This window comes from Pseudomonadota bacterium, assembly GCA_039196715.1.
Classification (GTDB): domain Bacteria; phylum Pseudomonadota; class Gammaproteobacteria; order CALCKW01; family CALCKW01; genus CALCKW01.
Genome location: JBCCUP010000052.1, coordinates 15,731 through 31,819, shown reverse-complemented (window position 1 = coordinate 31,819; position 16,089 = coordinate 15,731). Strand labels below are relative to the sequence as shown.

Annotated in this window: 18 protein-coding genes; 14 read left to right on the top strand and 4 right to left on the bottom strand. The window is 66.4% G+C overall.

The genetic code is table 11. From position 1 onward, the window contains the following. On the bottom strand, positions 1-113 hold a 113-nt coding region (locus AAGA11_16065), incomplete at its 3' end, for a leucine zipper domain-containing protein (protein MEM9604383.1). A 255-nt stretch (positions 114-368) separates the two neighbouring features. Here AAGA11_16065 and rpsP point away from each other — a divergent pair. From rpsP to htpG, 5 genes are all read left to right on the top strand, one after another. After that, a complete protein-coding gene (gene rpsP / locus AAGA11_16060) occupies positions 369-635 on the top strand; it encodes a 30S ribosomal protein S16 (protein MEM9604382.1) in 267 nt (88 codons plus the stop codon). A gap of 23 nt (positions 636-658) precedes the next feature. After that, on the top strand, positions 659-1,168 hold the full coding sequence (rimM, locus tag AAGA11_16055; GenBank protein ID MEM9604381.1) for a ribosome maturation factor RimM: 510 nt from the start codon (positions 659-661) through the stop codon (positions 1,166-1,168). Between the two features lie 2 nt (positions 1,169-1,170). Next, entirely contained in the window at positions 1,171-1,902 is a 732-nt protein-coding gene (gene trmD, locus AAGA11_16050) for a tRNA (guanosine(37)-N1)-methyltransferase TrmD (GenBank protein ID MEM9604380.1), read from the top strand. Positions 1,903-1,953: 51 nt separating this feature from the next. Continuing rightward, entirely contained in the window at positions 1,954-2,301 is a 348-nt protein-coding gene (rplS, locus tag AAGA11_16045; protein MEM9604379.1) for a 50S ribosomal protein L19, read from the top strand. A gap of 386 nt (positions 2,302-2,687) precedes the next feature. Next, complete coding sequence (htpG, locus tag AAGA11_16040; protein MEM9604378.1) at positions 2,688-4,601, top strand: molecular chaperone HtpG; 1,914 nt, start codon at positions 2,688-2,690, stop codon at positions 4,599-4,601. 63 nt (positions 4,602-4,664) lie between these two features. Here the strand turns inward: htpG and AAGA11_16035 are convergent, their stop codons facing one another. Next, on the bottom strand, positions 4,665-7,454 hold the full coding sequence (locus AAGA11_16035; GenBank protein ID MEM9604377.1) for an EAL domain-containing protein: 2,790 nt from the start codon (positions 7,452-7,454) through the stop codon (positions 4,665-4,667). 365 nt (positions 7,455-7,819) lie between these two features. On the opposite strand from AAGA11_16035, the gene AAGA11_16030 reads away from it, so the two are divergent. Together AAGA11_16030 and AAGA11_16025 are read left to right on the top strand one after the other, a co-directional pair. Further along, positions 7,820-8,134 carry a cytochrome c gene (locus AAGA11_16030; protein ID MEM9604376.1) on the top strand — a complete coding sequence of 105 codons (315 nt, stop codon included), beginning with the start codon at positions 7,820-7,822 and terminating at the stop codon, positions 8,132-8,134. Positions 8,135-8,149: 15 nt separating this feature from the next. Next, positions 8,150-8,485: a cytochrome c gene (locus tag AAGA11_16025; protein ID MEM9604375.1), complete on the top strand. Its 336-nt coding sequence runs from the start codon at positions 8,150-8,152 to the stop codon at positions 8,483-8,485. 53 nt (positions 8,486-8,538) lie between these two features. On the opposite strand, the gene AAGA11_16020 is transcribed toward AAGA11_16025, so the two are convergent. Then, positions 8,539-8,787 carry a YcgL domain-containing protein gene (locus AAGA11_16020; protein ID MEM9604374.1) on the bottom strand — a complete coding sequence of 83 codons (249 nt, stop codon included), beginning with the start codon at positions 8,785-8,787 and terminating at the stop codon, positions 8,539-8,541. A gap of 8 nt (positions 8,788-8,795) precedes the next feature. Continuing rightward, positions 8,796-9,434: a glutathione S-transferase family protein gene (locus AAGA11_16015; protein ID MEM9604373.1), complete on the bottom strand. Its 639-nt coding sequence runs from the start codon at positions 9,432-9,434 to the stop codon at positions 8,796-8,798. Between AAGA11_16015 and AAGA11_16010 the strand changes: the two genes are divergently transcribed. From AAGA11_16010 to AAGA11_15980, 7 genes are all read left to right on the top strand, one after another. Next, positions 9,433-9,873 (top strand): RNA-binding S4 domain-containing protein, encoded by a 441-nt coding sequence (locus AAGA11_16010; protein ID MEM9604372.1) that lies wholly within the window; start codon positions 9,433-9,435, stop codon positions 9,871-9,873. The genes AAGA11_16015 and AAGA11_16010 overlap by 2 nt on opposite strands. 262 nt (positions 9,874-10,135) lie before the next feature. Beyond that, a complete protein-coding gene (locus AAGA11_16005; GenBank protein MEM9604371.1) occupies positions 10,136-11,284 on the top strand; it encodes an ammonium transporter in 1,149 nt (382 codons plus the stop codon). A 30-nt stretch (positions 11,285-11,314) separates the two neighbouring features. After that, positions 11,315-11,653 (top strand): P-II family nitrogen regulator, encoded by a 339-nt coding sequence (locus AAGA11_16000; protein MEM9604370.1) that lies wholly within the window; start codon positions 11,315-11,317, stop codon positions 11,651-11,653. Positions 11,654-11,816: 163 nt separating this feature from the next. Further along, a complete protein-coding gene (gene pcnB / locus AAGA11_15995; protein ID MEM9604369.1) occupies positions 11,817-13,205 on the top strand; it encodes a polynucleotide adenylyltransferase PcnB in 1,389 nt (462 codons plus the stop codon). After that, on the top strand, positions 13,202-13,699 hold the full coding sequence (gene folK, locus AAGA11_15990) for a 2-amino-4-hydroxy-6-hydroxymethyldihydropteridine diphosphokinase (protein ID MEM9604368.1): 498 nt from the start codon (positions 13,202-13,204) through the stop codon (positions 13,697-13,699). Before pcnB ends, folK begins: the two co-directional genes overlap by 4 nt. Before the next feature lie 153 nt (positions 13,700-13,852). Then, the gene (locus AAGA11_15985; GenBank protein ID MEM9604367.1) at positions 13,853-14,116 is read left to right on the top strand and encodes a ComEA family DNA-binding protein; all 264 of its coding nucleotides are present in this window, start codon (positions 13,853-13,855) and stop codon (positions 14,114-14,116) included. 173 nt (positions 14,117-14,289) lie between these two features. Then, positions 14,290-16,089 carry a chloride channel protein gene (locus AAGA11_15980; GenBank protein MEM9604366.1) on the top strand — a complete coding sequence of 600 codons (1,800 nt, stop codon included), beginning with the start codon at positions 14,290-14,292 and terminating at the stop codon, positions 16,087-16,089.

The following is a 16,089-nucleotide window of genomic DNA, read 5'->3' as shown; positions in this document are numbered from 1 at the left end:
GAGACAGCAGAGGCGTCTGCAGCGTCTTTGACAGACATCCCCTGAAAGAGGATGCGCTCGACCAGAACCCGTCGACCGAGGGGTGTCAATCGGGCATTCTTGTGGGTGTTCATCCGGGCCTCTTTGGTGTGTTGGACGTAGACACCCAACAGCATCGAGCAAGGGGCTCGGATGAACAACCTACTGAAAGATCACAGCTAGGCCGCCGGGGCACCGGCGGGCCGGACTGCTCACAGCGAAAAAAAACGGTGCATTTCCCCCGCACCCGCCATTTGTGCGTTATGATTGCGGGTTCGCTGGACCAGATGCGCGCACGCGAGTGCCTGCGGCGTCGGTTCACTTCATCCAGTGTCGGATTGCACAAGCATATGGTTACGATTCGTCTGTCTCGTGGCGGAGCCAAGAAAAAGCCGTTCTACCAGGTTGTCGTGACAGACAGCCGCAACCGCCGTGATGGGCGGTACATCGAGCGCCTCGGGTACTTCAACCCCTGCGCCTCCGGCTCGGCCGAGCGCCTGAACCTCAAGATCGACCGGGTCGAGCACTGGGTCGGCCACGGCGCGCAGCTCTCTGACCGTGTGGCGAGCCTCGTCAAGGAACACCGCAAGGCCGCGGCAGGCGACGCCGCAGCCTGAGCGCTGCAGCGGCGGACCGCGTCGTGACGGCACCGCAAGACCCGGTTCGCTTCGGCAAGATCACCGGGCACTACGGGGTGCGGGGCTGGGTCAAGGTGTTCGCCTACACGCGCCCGCTCGAGAGCCTGCTCGACTACCGCGCGTGGTGGGTCATGACCACCGGGGGCTGGCTGGCGTTGGACGTCGCAGAGTGCCGACTGCACGGCAAGGGCATCATCGCGCGGATCGCGGGGGTGTCAGACCGAAACGCAGCGGAGCCCCTGTTGGGCAACGCGTTCTTCGTCCAGCGCGGCGACATGCCTGCTGCGGACGAAGACAGTTATTACTGGGCCGAACTGGTCGGTCTGGATGTGGTCAACCAGGCGGGGGAGCACCTCGGCAAGGTCGACCACTTGTTTGAAACCGGCGCCAACGATGTGATCGTGGTGCGCGGTGAGCGGGAGCGTTTGATCCCGTGGCTGCGGCCCGATGTGGTGCTGGAAGTCGACCTAGACGGCGGTCGGATGCGCGTCGACTGGGACGCCGACTTCTAGCGGTGCGGATCGACGTCGTCACGCTGTTTCCCGAGCTGGTGGCCGCCATCGGCGAGTGGGGCGTGGTCGGGCGGGCGGTGCGGGAACAGCGCCTCGGCGTGCACACGCACAACCCGCGAGACGCGGCGACGGACGTGCACCGCACGGTCGACGACCGGCCCTTTGGTGGCGGCCCCGGCATGGTGATGCAGGCCGAACCGTTGGCGGCGACGCTCGAACCGCTGAAGGCGGCGGGGTCGCACGTGGTGTACCTGAGCCCGCAGGGTCGCGTCTTCGACCAGGCGATGGCGGGTCGGTTTGCCGAACGCGACGCCATGGTGCTGGTGTGCGGTCGGTACGAGGGGATCGACGAGCGCGTCATCGATGCGTTGGTGGATGAGGAGGTGTCGGTCGGGGACTACGTGCTCTCCGGTGGCGAGCCCGCTGCGATGGTGGTGATCGACGCTGTCGCGCGCTTGCTGGAAGGCACTCTGGGGCACAGCGCTTCGGCCGAGCAGGATTCGTTCACGGACGGACTGCTCGACTGGCCGCACTACACGCGGCCGACCACGTGGCGGGGCCGTGAGGTGCCGGCGGTGTTGCGCTCGGGCGACCACGCGGCCATCGCGGCGTGGCGCCGACAGCAGGCGCTGGGCCGAACGGCCGAGCGCCGGCCGGATTTGCTCGAGCGGGTGACGCTCGGCGACGAAGACAAGGCGCTGTTGCGCGCGTACCGCGCAGCAGCGAAAACGTGATTGGGCGATCGCCTCCGCGGCGGCGCCGGGTTTACTGCGGAGCATGCAAGCATGGCCAACATCATCGATGTGTTGAATCAGGAACAACTCAAACAGGACCTGCCGACGTTCGGCCCGGGCGACACCGTGGTGGTGCAGGTGAAGGTGCGTGAGGGCGCTCGCGAGCGACTTCAGGCCTTCGAAGGTGTGGTGATCGCGAAAAAGAACCGCGGCCTCAACTCGTCCTTCACCGTGCGCAAGATCTCGCACGGCGAGGGTGTCGAGCGCGTCTTCCAGACCCACAGCCCGCTGGTTGACAGCATCACGGTCAAGCGTCGCGGCGACGTGCGTCAGGCGAAGCTGTACTACCTGCGCGACCGGCAGGGCCGCTCCGCTCGGATCAAGGAAAAGCTCGGCTGAGTCGCGGCAGCGCGCACGTGAAAGCGGCCAACAGGCCGCTTTTTTTGTGCCTGTTGCGCACGCCGACGTCCCGGCACGGGCGGCCTGGCCGGACAGTTGCCCAACACGCTTACGGCGACCGGCTTGGCGTCGACCGAGGACCCGGCGCGTGGGCGCGTCAGTCTGCACTGCCGGGGTTGCAGTTCCCGGGATCGGTCGAGACACGGTCGGGTCGACACCTCGAGCACGGGCCCGCCTCGCCGCGTACGGCTGTGCGCGCCACCGACGCTTGAAATTGCCGACCCACCCCCCACATTGGGTGCAAACCGAGAAACCACCGGACGCAGCGGCGCTGGGCGCACGGCGTCCTTGCCTGCTCCGGTGACTGACGACAGAGGTGCTCCTGCATGACAACCGACACGCCTGCCGCGGAAACGCACGAGTTTCAGACCGAGGTCAAACAGCTCCTCCAGCTGATGATCCACTCGCTGTACTCGAACAAGGAGATCTTCCTCCGCGAGCTGATTTCCAACGCGTCCGACGCCTGCGACAAGCTGCGCTTCGAGGCCTTGTCGAATGACGCGCTGTTCGACGGTGACAGCGACCTCGGCATCGACGTGGCCTTCGACAGCGAGGCCGGCACCGTGACGGTGCGTGACAACGGCATCGGCATGAACCGCGACGAGGTGATTGCCAACATCGGCACGATTGCCCGCTCGGGCACGCGACAGTTCCTCGACGCGATGACCGGTGACCAGAAGCAGGACAGCAACCTGATCGGCCAGTTCGGCGTCGGTTTCTACTCGGCGTTCGTGGTAGCCGATCACGTCGAACTCACCACCCGCCGGGCCGGGACTGATGAGGCCGTGAAGTGGGCCTCCGACGGCAGCGGTTCCTATACGCTCGAGGCGGTCGACGGCGCGGCGCGCGGCACCGAAGTGGTGTTGCACCTGCGCGACGACGACACCGAGTTCGTCAATGACTGGCGCTTGCGCTCGTTGATCAAGAAGTACAGCGATCACGTCACCTTCCCCATTCGCATGCTGGCGCAATCGTTTGACGCGACGTCCGAGGACGATGACGAAGACGCCACGCCGAGCGAGCCGACCTGGGAGACGGTGAACTCGTCCTCTGCGCTCTGGGCGCGTTCCAAGAACGAGATCGAGGACGACGAGTACAAGGCCTTCTACCAGCAGGTCTGCAACGACTACGAGGACCCGATGGCCTGGTCGCACAACCGGGTCGAGGGCAAGTACGACTACACGAGCCTGCTCTACATCCCTGCGCGGGCCCCGTTCGACCTCTACGAGCGCGAGCAGACCCAGGGCGTGCGGCTCTACGTGCAACGGGTTTTCATCATGGAAGACCCGGAAAAGCTCATGCCGCGCTACCTGCGCTTCGTGCGCGGCGTGGTCGATTCGAGCGACCTGCCGTTGAACGTCTCGCGCGAGATCCTGCAGAGCAACAAGGTGCTCGACGCCATCCGCAGCGGGTCGGTCAAGAAGGTGCTCGGCCTGCTCGACAACCTGGCCTCGGACCAGCCCGAGCAGTACGCGGCGTTCTGGGAGCAGTTCGGTCGGGCCCTGAAAGAAGGGCCGGGTGAGGATTTCGCCAACCGCGAGCAGATCGCCAAATTGCTGCGCTTCGCCTCGACGCACAGGGACACCGACACCCAGTCCGTCTCGCTCGAGGACTACATCGGGCGCATGGCCGAGGGCCAGGACAAGATCTACTACGTCACCGCCGACACCTTTGCTGCAGCCAAGAACAGCCCGCACCTCGAACTGCTGCGCAAGAAGGGCATCGAGGTGCTGCTGATGTTCGATCGCGTCGACGAGTGGCTGATGTCGCACCTGAACGAGTTCGATGGCAAGCGCTTCGTCTCGGCTGCCAAGGGCGACCTCGGGCTGGGCGACGTGGCCGACGACGACGAGAAGAAAGCGCAGGAGGCCTCTGAGGAAAACGCCAAGGGGCTGGTCGAGCGCATCAAGGCTGCACTCGGTGATCAGGTGGACGACGTCAAGGTGTCGCACCGTCTGACCAGTTCACCTGCGTGCCTGGTGCTCGGTGAGCAGGACATGGCCCTTCACATGCAGCAGCTGCTCAAGCAGGCGGGCCACGACGTGCCCTCGAGCAAACCCGTGCTCGAGATCAACCCCGAGCACGCCGTCGTGCAGCGCATGGACGCCGAGCCCGACGAGGACCGGTTTGGCGACTGGGTGAGCTTGTTGTACGACCAGGCGGTGTTGGCCGAGGGCGGTCAGCTCGAAGACGGTGCCGGTTTCGTGCGGCGCCTGAACGACATGCTGTTGTCGGGCTGACGCCGGCGCGCGCACTGCCAGGGCCAGCCTTGCGCTGGCCCTGTCCGTTTGGGGCGCCAGCGTTCAGGGCGACGTGGTGCTCGAGGCGAAGACCGTCTCGATCGCCTTGGGTTTGGCAAACAGGTGGCCCTGCGCGTAGTCGATGCCGAGCTTGCGAATCATGTGCAGGGTGTCTCGGTCTTCGACGAACTCCGCCACCGTCGGCAACCCAAGGCGCTTGCCGACCAGGTGGATCTGTTCGACGATGCTCTGGTCGACCGGGTTGCTGACCATGTCCTTGACGAAGCTACCGTCGATTTTCAGGTAGTCCACCGGCAGGTGTTTGAGGTACGTGAAGGACGACAACCCGCTGCCGAAGTCGTCCAGCGCAAAGCGGCAGCCACGGTCCCGCAGCGAGAGGATCACGTGCCGCGCGACGTCCAGGTCGACGATGGCCTCGGTCTCGGTGATCTCGAAGCACAGGCAGTTGTTCTGGAAGTCGTAGCGGTTCATCTCGCGCGAGATGAAGTCGAGCAGCGTCGGGTCGCTCAGCGACGACCCCGACAGGTTGACACCGAACTCGTAGCCGTGTTCGTGGAAGGTGTTGCCCGCGAGGGCGAGCGCGTTCTCGATGACCCAGCGATCGATCTTGCTCGTCAGGCCGTAGCGCTCGGCTGCGCCGAGGAACCGGCCCGGACTGACGGCCTGCCCGTTGGGGTCGAGCATGCGCAGCAACAACTCGTAGTGTTGCGTGCCGCGGGCCCGCACCGACGCATCGAGCGCGATGATGGGTTGGGCAAAGAGGCAGAAGCCGTCGTGCTCGAGCGCGTGGTGCAGCACGTTGACCATCTGCATGGTGCCGTGCTTGCGTGCCGGCTCGGAGTCGCCCGAGCCGTAGATGAACACATCCCAGTGGGGTGAATCCTTGGCGGTTTGACACGCCACATCCGCGCGTTGCATCAGCTCCATCGCGCTCGGCACGTCGGCGAGCACCGGTGTGAGGCCGATGCTGGCACGCACGTCGTAGCGTTTGCCGCTCCACTCGAATTTGAACGCCGACAGCTCGGAGGTGATGCGGTCGGCCACGGCCTTGGCGCGCACGATGTCGGTGTGCATCAGCAGCAGGCCGAATTCGTCGCCACCGAGTCGGCCCAGCACATCGTCGGGCTGGATGTGGCGCTGTATCAACGGCGTCAGTTGGGCCAACAGCGCGTCGCCCGCGAAGTGGCCGACGCCGTCGTTGATGAGCTTGAAATCGTCGAGGTCGATCTGCACGAGGACCTGGTCATGCCCTTCGGTCTGGACCGTGCGCAGCGCCGCCTCGAGCGTCGAGATGAACTGCTGGCGGTTGATCAACGCGGTGACCGGGTCGTGCGTTGCCTGGTGCATCAGCTGGTTGGTGATGCGGTGCTGGAGCGTGATATCACTGAGCGTGACGGCGGCGCCGATCGGTGTGCCGCCGCGGTCCAGCACGCTGCTCAGTGTGAGGTGCACGCGACGCGCGCTCTGCTGGGTGGTCGAGAGGTCCATCGCCGCTCGGGCCGGCGTCGCGGGGTCGCTGCCGGTTGCCGGCGCCGAGGCGGCTTCGAGCACGCAGTCGACCTGAACACTGGGGACCGCGCGCTTGAGGTAGCTGTGCAAGTCGAAAGGTTCGCCCGTGCTCGCGTCGCGCAGCGCGCATGCATCGACGAAGGGGCGGTCGATCGCATCGGCGAGCTCGAGGCCGATCAAGCGCTCGGCGGCCGGGTTGAGGTGGCGAATGCCGCCGTCGGTGTCGAGCGAGATGACCGCCTCGCCGATCGCGCGCAAGGTCTGCAGTGCGCGTTGTTCCTGGCTGGTTGGCAGGGCGCTGAGGCTGTCGGTGTCGAGCCCGGTGTCGAGCACCACGCTGGCGTAGCCCGTGATGCGGCCGTCGTGAAACAGCGGGCTGCCGAGAAAGCAGCAGTTGATGCGTCGGCCGTTCTGCTCGATGGCCAGGGCACGCACGACGGCGGTGCTGCGCCGACGGACCTCGTGTTCGGCGGTGTACAGCGCCTCGAGCGCGCTCGGCAGCAGCGACGCGTCCTCCTCGATGCCGTCGAGTTGGGTCTGGTCCTCGTCGTCGCAGTCGGCAAACAGGATGCGAAAGCTGTCGTTGCTCTCGAGCAGGTTGCCGTGCTCGTCGCGCAGCGCAACGGCGGCTGGCACGCAGGAGAGTCCCGTCGCGAGTCCGGGCGGGACGTTCACGGTCGGTGTGCTGGCGAGGTGGTGGAGCGCGCCGACGAGTGCGGCGGTCTCGTGCGCTGCGGCCTGGCCGCCCGGGTCGAGCTCGACGTGGTCGAAAAACGCGCTCAGCCAGCCAACCGGCCGGCGGCTCGGTGAGAGGACCGGGACGCTCACGCCGGCGACCGCGCCGCTGGCGGCAATCTGGGTCACCGAGGGCAGCGGCGCGCGGTCGGCGTTGTACACGCGCGTTTCGTTTGACGGCGGCGGCAGGGTGAAATTCAGCGTGGCGTGCGTGTCGCCGGTTGCTTGCCAGGCCGCCTTCAGCGCGCACTCCAGGCCGTCGTCACTGATGTGGATGCACACCAGTCGCGCGCCGGTGCGTACGCTCAAGGCGTGGCAGAGGCCGGTCCACTGGCCAAGCGGGCGGTTGGGGAGGTCGGTGTCCGTGTCTGTTGTGGTGGGCGCGGCCGCGGCGGTCTTGCGGCGGAGCAGCACGGCCAGCAGAGCGCCTACGCCAATGCCGACACCCAGCGCCGTGGCGATGCCCGGGTCGCGCAACGCGGTCAGCAGGGCGTCGGCGGTGGCGGCGTCTGCAGCGGTGGCGGTGGTGGGCAGCGCGGCGGCCACGGCAGCGGAGAGCGGGCCAACGGAAGAGCGTTCAGTGGACAAGGCGGGCGCGGCTCCGTGCGTGACGCGCCCAACCACCGTACGCGGGCGGCGCGCCATTTCTAAGCGGGAACGTCAGGCAAGATCGGTCGCGACAAGGCTGGGCTGGCGTGCCACATTTTTGGCTCGAATGCCTGGCGCGGCTGCTCTATAATTGCGCGGGGATTTGCCCGATTGCAGGGCTCGCAGGATACCGGATTTGACCAGCCTGGTCACCCGTCGAGGGGCTTGGCGGGTGAGCGGGTCCGCTTGCGGCCGTGCAGTTGAAGCCCGGCGTCGCCCGCGCCTGGGCGCATCCGTTTTTGTCGGTGGCGCAGCCTGTCCTGCTTCACGGCGCGCGTCTTTGATATCCGAACTGGAACCTCACAATGAAGAAAACCATGCTTGCATTGGCAGCGGCGGCGCTGATTTCAGCGGGCACAGTGATGGCGGCCGATCCAGTGGCTGGCAAGACCAAATTCGAAACGTGTTTGGGGTGCCATGGCATCAACAAGTGGGTGAACGCCTACCCGACCTTCCTGGTGCCCAAGCTGGCTGGTCAGCATGCCGACTACCTCGTTGCTGCGCTCAAGGCCTACCGCGAGAGGGACCGCCCCCATGCGACGATGCACGCCAATGCTGCTCAACTGAGCGATGAGGACATCGCCGACATTGCGGCGTTCTTGTCTGAACTGAAACCCTAAGTTGAGCGCACTCCTATGAAGATTTTCACCTCTCTTTCAGTGGCTGCGCTGCTCGTCACCGGCGGGCCGGTGTTCGCCACCGGGGACGTCGTGCGTGGGCAGGAATTGTCCACGACCTGTGCGGCTTGCCACGGCGCCGATGGCAACAGCGTGATTCCGACGAACCCGAAACTGGCCGGCCAGTACGACAGTTACCTGGTGCACGCGCTCAAGAGTTACCGAAGCGGGGCGCGCGACAATGCGCTGATGAGCGGGTTTGCCGCGAACCTCAGCGATCAGGACATCGCCGATCTCGCGGCGTACTTCGCCTCGCAAACCCCGTCGGTGGGTGTGGTGCAGCGCGGCAACTGACGCGCGCCCACCACGTCGCAAAGGCCGCATCACGCGGCCTTTTGTCGTTTTTGTCAGTGTGGGAGCTGTTCGGGTGGGGGCGGCATCTGCAAGTGGAATCCGCGCTCGTTCAGGCTGGTGATGACGCTGCGGGCGTCTTCCTGCGCCAACGTGCGCTCGGGGTGCAGGTCGAACTGCAGCACGAGCTCCAGGGTGCCAAGTTGTTCCAGCAAGGCAGAAGGGACTGCATCGAACACGCCCTTGGTCGCGACATAGAGGTAGCAGTCGGGCTTGAGCCCGCCCTTGTAGACGAAGCAGTCCATCGACGCCATCAGTGGTTGTAGAGGTAGCTCTTGCCGAATCGCGCCTTGTAGCGGTCTGCGAGGTCGGCGGGCGCCGAGTTCTGGACGTAGTCGAGTGCGAGCAGCGCATCGCGCCACTGTTGGCACTTGGGGAAGTCAGCGAGCGACTCGCGTGCGTGCAGCGGCTCGGTGATGGCCTGGCGAACAAACACGGGCGCGAACGCCGTGTCGGCGAGTGAGAACACCGAGCCGTTGAAGTAGGGCCCGCCAGAGAGCTGACCCTCGAGGTGGGTCAGCATGCCGTCGCGCTCGTCCATCACCGCGAGGTAGCTGGCCTCGTCCTGCGCGATCACCGAGCGGTAGCCAACGCCGATCAGGTTCGAGGCAAACTCGATCCACGCGCGGTTGTGGGCGCGACGCAGCGGCTCCTCGGGGTGCAGCGGCGCACCGTGGGTCTCGTCGATGTACTCGTTGATCGCCGCGGACTCGAACAGCACGGCGTCGTCCACGCGGAGCAGGGGGACCTTGCCCAGGGGCGATATCGCCAGAAACCAGTCCGGTGGATTGTCGAGGTCGATGTACGTAATCTCGTGGGCCACGTCCTTCTTGAGCAGCGTGATCACGGAGCGCTGAACAAAGGGGCAGAGGTCGAAACTGACAAGTTCCATGTGGGGCCTTGAGGTGACGTCGTTGGGCGCAGATGCTACACCAAAAGCCGAAGTCAGGCTCGACCGCTGGTTGTGGGCCGCGCGGCTGTTCAAGACCCGTGGCCTGGCCCAGGCGGCGGTGCGCGGAGGCCATGTACACGTCGACGGCGAGCGGGCAAAACCCGCGCGCGCGGTGCGCGTCGGCCAGCGGATCTCGGTGCAAAAGGGCGAGGAGCACATCGAGCTGGATGTGCGCGATCTGGCGGACCGGCGCGGCTCGGCGACCGCGGCTGCGACCCTGTACCTGGAGACCGAGGCGAGCCTGGCTGCCCGCGAAGCGGCGCGCGAGGCGCGACGCCTGCGGCGGTTGCGCGGGCTCGAGCCGGCCGAGGGCGGGCGGCCTGACCGGCGCGAACGTCGCGCGCGCCAACAGCTGCGCGACCGCGGAACCGACGGATGACAGAGCGTGAATCGGCGTGGGCGCCGCGCGGCACCGTGGCCCGTGTGCCATCGCGGTGCGTGATCCCCTGGCACGATACCTGCGCTTCTGTCGTGTAGAGGGCTGTGGCGAATCGCCATAACCCTGTTAAATCAGGATGTTATCGTGAGTGGGGTTCAGTCGACCGCACTGATTTAGTGCGTCCAGCGTTTTTATTGCACCAAAAGAGGGCATATTTGTGACTGAGATACCGGCTGCCGCAGCCGACACCTTCTTTCTGTTGATGGGCGCCTGCATGGTGCTGGCCATGCACGCCGGGTTTGCGTTCCTCGAAGTCGGAACAGTGCGTGAAAAGAACCAGGTCAATGCGCTGTCGAAGATCTTCAGCGATTTCGGCGTCAGCACACTCGCGTATTTCTTCATCGGTTACCAGGTCGCCTACGGTGAGCACTTCTTCGGCTCGGCCACCGAGCTCACCGAGAGAAGCGGCTACGAGATGATGAAGTTCTTCTTTCTCGCCACCTTTGCCGCCGCCATCCCGGCGATCATCTCCGGTGGCATCGCCGAGCGCGCGCGCTTCACGCCGCAACTGATCGCGTCCTTCGCCCTGGTTGCGCTCTGCTACCCGCTGTTCGAAGGCATGGTCTGGGGTGACACCTTCGGCTTTCAGAGTTGGGTCGAGCGCATCGCCGGTGCGGGCTTTCACGATTTCGCCGGCTCAGTGGTTGTGCACGGCTTCGGCGGTTGGGTGGCACTGGTGGCGGTTCTGTTGCTCGGTGCGCGGCGGGGGCGCTACACCGCGGATGGCGGGCTGATGCTCGCACACCCGCCGTCGAGCATCCCGTTTCTCGCGCTCGGCTCCTGGGTGTTGACCGTCGGCTGGTTTGGCTTCAACGTCATGTCCGCACAGTCGGTCGAGGGCATCAGCGGCCTGGTCGCGCTCAACTCGCTCATGGCCATGGTCGGCGGTTTGCTTGTGGCCTTGCTCGTGGGCAAGAACGACCCCGGTTTTCTGCACAACGGCCCGCTCGCCGGCCTCGTTGCGGTGTGTGCCGGGTCCGATGTGATGCACCCGATTGGTGCATTGGTGGTGGGCGGGGCGGCAGGCGGCCTGTTTGTCTGGACGTTCACGCTCGCACAGAACCGCTTCAAGATCGACGACGTGCTCGGTGTCTGGCCCTTGCACGGTCTTTGCGGTGTCTGGGGCGGGATCGCCTGCGGTATCTTTGGCGCTGAGGCTCTGGGTGGGCTCGGCGGGGTGTCGATCGTCGCGCAGCTGATCGGCACCGTCACCGGTGTCCTGATCGCGGTGCTCGCGGGGCTTGCGGTCTACGGCGTGCTCAAGCAGGTTATGGGCTTGCGCTTGAGCGACGAGGAAGAGTACGAGGGCGCTGATCTCAGCATCCACAAGATTTCGGCGACGCCGCGCTGAGCGCGGCGGCATGACAGGAGTTGAAACAGCATGAAACGCATCACGGCCATCATCAAACCCTTCAAACTCGAGGATGTGCGCGAGGCGCTCTCGAAAGTGGGCGTGAACGGCATGACGGTGATCGAAGTCAAGGGCTTCGGGCGGCAGAAAGGCCACACCGAACTGTACCGCGGCGCAGAGTACGTGGTTGACTTCCTGCCGAAGGTGAAGCTCGAAGTGGCGGTGCAGGACGAAGACGTCGACAGCTGCATCGAGGCCATCTTGTCCGCGTCGCAGACCGGCAAGATCGGCGACGGCAAGATCTTCGTCGAAGAACTCGAGCGCGTCATCCGCATCCGCACCGGAGAAGAGGGCACCGAAGCCCTCTGACCCGTTTGCAGCGCGCTGCGCGCGCGCGACGGCCGGTGGCTCGGTCGCGCCGCGCGCATTCGCGTCGACCCGACGGCTGCAAGCCGCAAGGGTGCTAGAATATCGGGGTACTCAACCGCGTTTCAGCGGTGCCCGCCATCCCCCTTTTCGGTCCAACACACCCGTGATCAAACGCCTGATCGGCAAGATACTCAAGCGTCGCCCCGGCGCCTCAGCGGTCGCCAAAGACCCGGTGATCGTACCGCGAGACCAGCACGGCATCTCGCGCAAGAACCTCTCACCCAACGCGCTCAAGGTGCTCTACCGACTGCGTGACCAGGGTTACGACGCCTATCTCGTCGGCGGGTGCATCCGCGACCTGCTGCTCGGCCTGCAACCGAAGGATTTCGACGTCGCCACGAACGCGAGCCCGGACGACGTGCGTGGCACCTTCCGCAACTGCCGCCTGGTCGGTCGGCGGTTTCGCCTGGCACACATTCTGTTCGGGCGCGAGGTCATCGAAGTCGCGACCTTCAGAGCCAATCACAACCCGGACACGGCGGTCGACGACTCGGGTCGGGTGCTGCGCGACAACGTCTTCGGCACCATCGAAGACGACGCGATCCGTCGTGACTTCAGCATCAACGCGCTCTACTACGACGTTGGGCAGTTCGCCGTGATCGACTACGTCGGGGGAATGCAGGACATCGAAGCGCGGCAGATCCGCCTGCTTGGCGACCCCGAAACGCGGTACCGCGAAGACCCGGTGCGTGCGCTGCGGGCCTGTCGGTTCGCGGCCAAGCTCGGCTTCGATATCGAAGCTGCGACGGCGGCCCCGTTGGCCCAAACCGGGGCATTGCTGGGCGATATCCCGCCCGCGCGCTTGTTCGAGGAAGTGTTGAAACTGTTTCAAAGCGGCCACGCCGTGTCCTCGCTCGCGCGCCTGCGTGAGCACGGTCTGCTGCGCTTCGTCTTTCCGTCGGTGGACGCCCGGTTGCAGGCCAACGACGCCGTGGCCACGGCGCTGTTCGAGCGCGCGCTTCAAAATACCGACCTGCGGGTGCGGGAAGACAAGCCGATCACACCGGCGTTCTTGTATGCCGCGCTGCTCTGGCCTGACGTGCAGGCCGCCTACACCGCGTTGATTGCGTCTGCCTCGCTGCCGCCGATCCCAGCGATGCACCAGGCGACGGACGACGTGTTGGCCAAGCAACTGCGCATCACCGCCTTGCCCAAGCGTTTCTCTGCCGTGGTGCGCGAAATCTGGACATTGCAGCCTCGGCTCGAGCGCTACAAGGGCAAGCGCGCCGTGAAGGCGATGGAGAGCGCGCGCTTTCGGGCCGGATACGATCTGCTCTGCCTGCGTGCGGATGCTGGCGAACCGTTGGCAGACCTCGCGACCTGGTGGACGGACATGCAGCAGGGCGAGGACGCCGAGCGCGCGCGTCAGGTGCGCGAGGAGACCGCCGCTGAGCAACGTCGCGAGGGCCGTCGGCAGTCGCGTCGTGGTGGACGGCGCCGCGGTGGCAACAACCGGCGCCGTGGCGGAGGGCGTGCTGGCGCGGCCGGGTGAGCGGCGTGGTGCGCGCGTGCATCGCGCTCGGCAGCAACCTCGACAACCCGCGTGCACAGGTCGAACGCGCGATCGACACCCTGCGCCGCCGTGCGGACATCGAGGTGGTGGCGGTCTCGCGGCTCTACGGCAGCGCGCCGGTGGGGCCGGCGCAGCCGGACTACGTCAACGCGGCGCTGGCGGCCGACACCGCTCTGGCACCGCTCGAGCTGCTGGATCTGCTCCAAAGCATCGAACAACAGCAGTTGCGACGCCGTGACGGTGCGCGCTGGGGGCCGCGCACACTCGACCTCGACCTGCTGCTCTACGGCGACGATGTCATCGACGTCCCGCGCTTGACCGTGCCGCACCCGCGCCTGGCCGAGCGCGCCTTTGTGTTGCGTCCGTTGTCCGACGTTTGTCCCGCGTGCGTGATCCCGGGGCTGGGCGTGTCGGTTGCCGAACAACGGCGGGCGCTGCCGGTAGACGACGACACCGTGTGGTTGCTCGACTGAGTCGCGCTCGGTCGGGGTGTTGCAGCCGCTGAGCGCAGCGGACCGTCGCAAACCCGTGACAACCGGCTCGAGTGCCGAGCGGCGGGTTTTTCCGGCGCGCCCTCGGCGGTGCTGCGGCACGCTGTGTGTCCCAATCAACCAGGGACAACACCCATGAAAACACGCTTGTATTCCCTCGCTGCGCTGCTGTTCGCCGGCGTGCTCTCCGTGGCGCAGGCCGCCTCGGTCAACATCAACACGGCGACGGCGGCCCAACTCGCCGAGGCCTTGAACGGCATCGGTGACGCCAGGGCCGAAGCCATCGTCGCCTTCCGCGAAACGCACGGTGCCTTCCTGTCAGTCGACGACCTGACACTGGTCGACGGTATCGGCGAGGCCCTGCTGGAGCGCAACCGCACGCGGCTGATTCTCGAGTGAGGTGACGCGGGTCGGCCCGAACCGACCCGCCGACCGCGGCTGGGGCCTCGCGTCCCGTCGGGCACTGCCCTCTGGCACGGTGCGCGCGGTGCTGGCACGGCCAGACACGGCAAGTCTGTGGCGCTATGCTCAACGGATGAGCACGCCCCTGCCAACGACCGTGTGCGCGCCCCATGCCGCAACCCACTGACCCCGCCGTCGAGGTCGGCGCCGGACGGCGTGCCAGTGGCTGGCAACGCGCCGACCCGGCCCGGTTGCGTCTGTTCGCGGTCGCGCTGCTGGTCGGGGTGGTGGTGGCCTGTTCAACCGCGCTGCTGATCGCGGGCATTGCCTGGGTTCAGATCGCGTTGTTCGGCCACGGCGAGGAGCGCGATTTTGCCTCTCACGTGGCGGGCCTGCCGGCGTGGCGCGTCGTGCTGGCGCCTGTGCTGGGTGGCCTCGTGGTGGGCATCCTGATCTACGGTCTGCCCGGCCGTCGGTACCACGGCATCGCCGACGTCATGGAGGCGTGCGCCTTCCGCGGGGGACGTATGGACGTGCGATCCGGGGTCGGTGCCGCCACAGCGGCCGTGGTGTCACTGGGTGCCGGCGCCTCGGTGGGGCGAGAGGGTCCGGCCGTGCACATCGGTGCGTCGTTGGCCGCCTGGGTTGCCGACCGACTCGGGCTCAGCCGCAGCCACTCGTTGACGCTGCTCGGCTGTGGCGCCGCCGCGGCCGTCACGGCCTCCTTCAATGCGCCGATCGCAGGCGTTCTCTTTGCCCTCGAAGTGGTTGTCGGATACTACACACTACGCGTCTTTGCGCCGATCGTGGTCGCGTCGATGGGGGCATTGGTGGTGACGCAGCAGTTGCAGGAACACGGTGATTTCGTGTTCAGCGTGCCACCCTTGTCACTGGAGTCGCTGTGGGAGCTGCCGGCCTTCGCCGTGCTCGGGGTGGCGTCTGCGGCCTGCGCAGTCGTGCTGGTGCTCGGTGTGCAGCGCGTGCAGGCCGTGCACGGCGCTGTGTGCGTGCCGCTCTGGTTGCGCCCGGCGCTCGGCGGGCTGCTGGTTGGCCTGATCGGTCTGCAGGTGCCTTACGCGCTCGGTGTCGGCTACCAGACCACCGACCTCGCCTTGCAGGGCACCCTGGTGGCGCAGTCCGGGCTGCTCGTCGTCGTCATCCTCGCGGCCAAGCTTGCTGCCACCGTGGTCTCGCTTGGATCCGGCTTCGCCGGCGGGGTGTTCAGCCCCGCCCTGGTGCTCGGGGCGGTGCTCGGCACGGGCGTCGGCGGGGTGTTCAACGGCTGGGTGCCCGGCGGGGTATCGAGCGAGCCCGTCTACGCCATCGTCGGCATGGCGGCCGTGGCGTCAGCCACCCTCGGCGCACCGATCTCGACCATCCTGATCGTGTTCGAGCTGACGGGTAACTACAGCATTGTCGCGGCCGTGATGCTCGCGTCGGCGGTCGCGAGCAGTTGCATGGGCTTCGCGCCGTTCACCTCCTTCTTCCGTTGGCAGCTCCAGCGGCGCGGCGTCAACATCGTCGCCGGGCGTGATCAGAGCCTGTTGCGGACCGAGACCATCGATGCCCTGGTGTCGGACAGCTACTGCCTGATCGGCGAGCACGACTCGCTGTTGCAGGTACAGATCAAGGTGGGCGCCTGCCGCCGGCACGCGGTCGTGATGACGGACAACACGCAGCGCTTCATCGGCAGCGCGGTGTTGCGTGATCTGATGCGCCACGACGCTGCCGGTGAGCCCCTGCCGGTGATCGACCAGCTGCGCGACAGCCGTGCGTCGTTGCGCCCGGGGACCAGCCTCAGTGGCGCACTCGACGCGCTGGTGTCGAGTGCCAGTGAGTTCCTGCCGGTGGTGGTGACCGATGACGCCGGCGACCTGAGGGTCCTCGGCGTCGTCTGGTACAACGATGTCCTCGCGCGCAACAACGCGCTGCTCAAGCAGGCGCGCGCGGAGGAGTTCGGCGTCAACTGA